The sequence below is a fragment of the Actinomadura sp. NPDC000929 genome (genome assembly GCF_040492065.1).
Lineage (GTDB): Bacteria > Actinomycetota > Actinomycetes > Streptosporangiales > Streptosporangiaceae > Spirillospora > Spirillospora verrucosospora.
In genome coordinates this window covers 1-3901 of the sequence record NZ_JBEUPA010000283.1, presented here as the reverse complement: position 1 = coordinate 3901, position 3901 = coordinate 1, and the positions used below count along the sequence as shown (strand labels likewise).

The following is a 3901-nucleotide window of genomic DNA, read 5'->3' as shown; positions in this document are numbered from 1 at the left end:
GGGTTGTGCGGCCCCCGAGCCTCTTCTCGCCGCGCCCCCGCGCCCCCGCCGCGGGCGCCCCCCCCCCACGACGGGGCGGCCCGCCGGGCCTCCCCGAGCTGTCGGCGGGCCCCACCCCGCGCCGGTCGCTTCCGAGCGACCGGCGCCGGGCGTGCGGCCCGTTCTTCTTCGCGGGACGGCGGGGCGGCGGCCGCTCCCGCGACCCTTGACGACCAAGCGCTCGCTTGACTCCGGATGCGGCGGAACGGCACGGTGATGGTCCCCGACACGCGAGGAGCACCATGGCGCCGCTGGACGGACTGCGCGTCCTCGACCTGACGATGTGGCGGCCCGGGCCGTACGCGACGCAGCTGCTCGCCCAGCTCGGCGCCGACGTGATCAAGGTGGAGCCGCCCGGCGGGGAGCCGATGCGGATGTTCCGCGACCACTTCGACGTCCTCAACCGGCACAAGCGCGGCATGGTGCTCGACCTCAAGTCCGAGGACGGGCTCGCGGCGCTCAGGGAACTGGCCGCGGACGCCGAGGTCTTCGTCGAGGGGTTCAGGCCGGGCGTCGCCGAGCGGCTGGGCGTGGGCCACCGGACCCTCAGGGCGCTGAACCCCCGGCTCGTCTACTGCTCCATCTCCGGGTACGGCGCGGAGGGCCCGCTCAGGGACGTTCCGGGACACGACATCAACTACCGCGCCCACGCGGCCGCGCTGCCCCCCGACGCCGTGTCGCCGGAGGCCGACGAGCTTCCCCTCGCGGACATGGCGGCCGCGACGACCGCCGCCTTCGCGATCACGGCCGCCTGCCTCAAGGCCCGCGAGACGGGGGTCGGCGACCGCATCGACCTCGGCATGGCGGACGTCCTGGCGCACTGGGTCGGCACCGTCCCGGCGGCGACCCGCCGGTCGGGCGCGGGGCCGGTGCCGGGCTACGGCGTCTACCCGACCAGGGACGGCCAGAAGATCACCCTCGGCGTCGTGTCCGAGGAGAAGCTCTGGGCGGCGACCTGCCGCGCGCTCGGCATCGGCGAGCACGCCGCCGTCCCGTTCGCCGAGCGGCTCCAGCGGATCCGCGAGCTGGACGGCGCGGTCGCCGCCGCGGTCGCCGGGCTCACCCGGGAGGAGGCCGTCGAGCGACTGGCGCGGGCGGGGGCCCCGGTGGCGCCCCTGCTGTCCCGCGCCGAGATGCTCGAACTCGACCACTTCAGGGCGCGCAGGGTCCAGGACGAGGGTCCGGTGCGGACGGCCGTCCACCCGCCGCTCCCGCGGGGTGCGGTTCCGGAGCTGGACGAGCACCGGGGCCAGGGCTGGCGTCTCACGGAGTGATATACGGGTGGGATTGTCCGATCCCTTTGGCATGCTTGTGACGTGAACGCGCGTGCGATGAGTCCCGTCCTGGTCGGCAGGTCGGCCGAACTGCGGCAGCTGCGGGACGCCCTCGCCGCCGCGCCGGGCGCCGTGCTGCTCGGCGGCGACGCGGGCCTCGGCAAGACCCGCCTGGTCAGGGAGTTCAGCCGGGAGGCCGACGCCAGGACGCTGGTCGGCGGCTGCCTGGAGCTCGGTTCCGACGGCCTTCCCTTCGCGCCGTTCACCACGATCCTGCGCGGGCTCGTCCGCGACATCGGCGTCGACGGCGTCGCCGGGCTCGTCCCGCGCGGCGACACCGGCGCCTTGGCCCGGCTGCTGCCCGAGTTCGGGGAGCCGGAGAGCGACGCCGCGTCCGGCGAGGAGCGCGCCCGGCTGTTCGAGGTCGTGCTGACGCTGCTGGAGCGGCTCGCCGAGCGCGGCCCGGTCGTGCTCGTCATCGAGGACGCCCACTGGGCGGACCGGTCCACCCGCGACCTGCTGGCCTTCCTGATCCGCAATCTCGGCTCGGCGCCGCTGCTGATCGTCATGACCTACCGGTCGGACGAGCTGCACCGCACCCATCCGCTGCGCCAGCTGCTCGCCGGGCTGGAGCGGCTCGAACGCGTCCGCCGGACGGAGATCGGCCGGCTGGCCCGCGCCGACGTCGCCGCGCTCGTCACCGAGCTGCTCGGCCACATCCCGCCGCCCGGCCTCGTCGAGCGGATCGAGGCCCGCAGCGAGGGCAACCCCCTGTTCATCGAGGCGCTGCTCGACGACGACGGCACGCTGGCCTGCGAGCTGCCCGAGTCGCTGCGCGACCTGCTGCTGGCGGGCGTCCAGCGGCTCCCCGAGGAGACGCAGGACGTCCTGCGGGACGCCAGCGGCGGCAGCACCCGCATCGAGCACGCGCTGCTGGCCGCGGTGTCCCGGCTCGACGACGCCGCGCTGACCCGCGTCCTGCGGCCCGCCGTCGCCGCCAACGTCCTGGTCGTGGACGGCGACGGCTACGCGTTCCGGCACGCCCTGATCCGCGAGGCCGTCCACGACGACCTGCTGCCGGGCGAGTACACGCGCCTGCACACCCGCTACGCCGAGGCCCTGGAGAAGGACCCCGGGCTCGTCCCGGCCCGGCGGCTCTGGGTCGAGCTGAGCTACCACTGGACGCAGGCCCACGACAGCACGTGGGCGCTGGTCGCGTCCTGGCGCGCGGCGCGCGAGGCCCGCAAGGCGGTCGCCTACGCCGAGTGCCTGGCGATGCTCGAACGCGTGCTCCAGCTGTGGGACAAGGTCCCCGACGCGGCGGAGCGCATCGGCGCCGACCACGTCTCGGTCCTGGAGGACGCCGCGAACGCCGCCGACCTGGCCGGCGAGTTCGACCGCGGCATCAAGCTCACGACCGCCGCGCTGAAGGAGGTCGAGGCCGCCGACGGCGAGCGCGACACCGCCCGCTGGGCGGCGCTGCTCGAACAGCGCGGCCGCATGCTCTACCACGTGGCGCGCCCCGGCTTCGTCGAGGACCTGCGCGCCGCGGTGGACGCGCTGCCGGCCGACCCGCCGACCATCCTGCGCGCCCGGGCCCTGTCCACGCTCGGCAACTACGTGCGCATCACCACCTCCATCGAGGCGGCCCGCGAGGCGGCGCTGGAGTCCCTGTCCATCGCGCGCGCCCTCGGCGACCCCGTCGCGGAGACCGAGGCGCTCATCACGCTGTTCTGCGCCGACATCGACTACGACGACGAGACGCGCCTCGCCGAGGTCGGGGAGAGCGCCGAGCGCAGCGGCAACCACCGGGTGCTGCTCCGCTACTACGTGATCAGGTCGCACTTCCTGGAGGGCTCCGGACGGCACGAGGAGGCCGCCGCCGTCGCCGGGCACGGCGCGGAGCTGGCCCGCCAGTACGGCGTGGGCCGCACGCAGGGAACGTTCCTGTCCATCAACGAGGCCGAGCCGCTGGTCTCGCTCGGCCGGTGGGACGAGGCCCTGGCCGTGATGAACCACGCCCTGGAGCAGGACCCCGCCATCACGACCCGCACCTCGCTGCTCGTCCTGTCCGGCTGGGTGGCGCTCGTGCGCGGCGACATCGCGACGGCCAAGGCGCGGCTGGCGAGGTCGCGCGAGATCATGAAGCTCAAGCTGAAGTGGATGAAGACGCAGGACTACTTCAGCACCCTCTGGCTGGAGGCGAACATCGCCTTCGCCGAGGGACGCCCCGAGGCCGCGCTGGCGGCGCTGGAGCCCGTCCTGCAGCACACCGGCATGCCGGACGACGCCCGCTACACCTGGCCCGCGCTCGTCGTGGGCGCGGCGGCCTGCGGCGAGATCGGCGCCACCGCCGAGGAGCGTCTGCGCCGCCTGGAGGAGCGCGCCGCCGCCCTCGGGACGAGCGGCCCGCTCCAGCACGCGCACTGCCTCACGTTCGCCGCCGAACTGTCCCGGGCGCGCGGCATCCTCGACCGGGCCGCCTGGGAGGAGGCCGCGGCCGCGTGGGAGGCCCTCGGCAACCCCTACTACCGGGCGCGGGCCCTGGCCCGCGCGGCGGAGGCCGCGCTCGCGGCCGGCGACCACGA

General features: G+C 75.3%; 3 protein-coding genes. All 3 read left to right on the top strand.

What is annotated here, in order from left to right; all coding sequences use genetic code 11:
• Positions 1 to 209, top strand: a 209-nt coding sequence (locus tag ABWI04_RS41975) for a hypothetical protein (protein WP_353835896.1), incomplete at its 5' end; no start/stop codon positions are given.
• A gap of 72 nt (positions 210 to 281) precedes the next feature.
• Entirely contained in the window at positions 282 to 1313 is a 1032-nt protein-coding gene (locus tag ABWI04_RS41970; protein ID WP_353835895.1) for a CaiB/BaiF CoA transferase family protein, read from the top strand.
• Positions 1314 to 1355: 42 nt separating this feature from the next.
• Positions 1356 to 3901: ATP-binding protein (locus ABWI04_RS41965; protein ID WP_353835894.1), on the top strand; the 2546-nt coding region annotated here is incomplete at its 3' end.

Excerpts from the sequence above, each read along its gene's own strand:
- ABWI04_RS41970 (WP_353835895.1), top strand. The coding sequence starts at position 282 with ATGGCGCCGCTGGACGGACTGCGCGTCCTCGACCTGACGATGTGGCGG.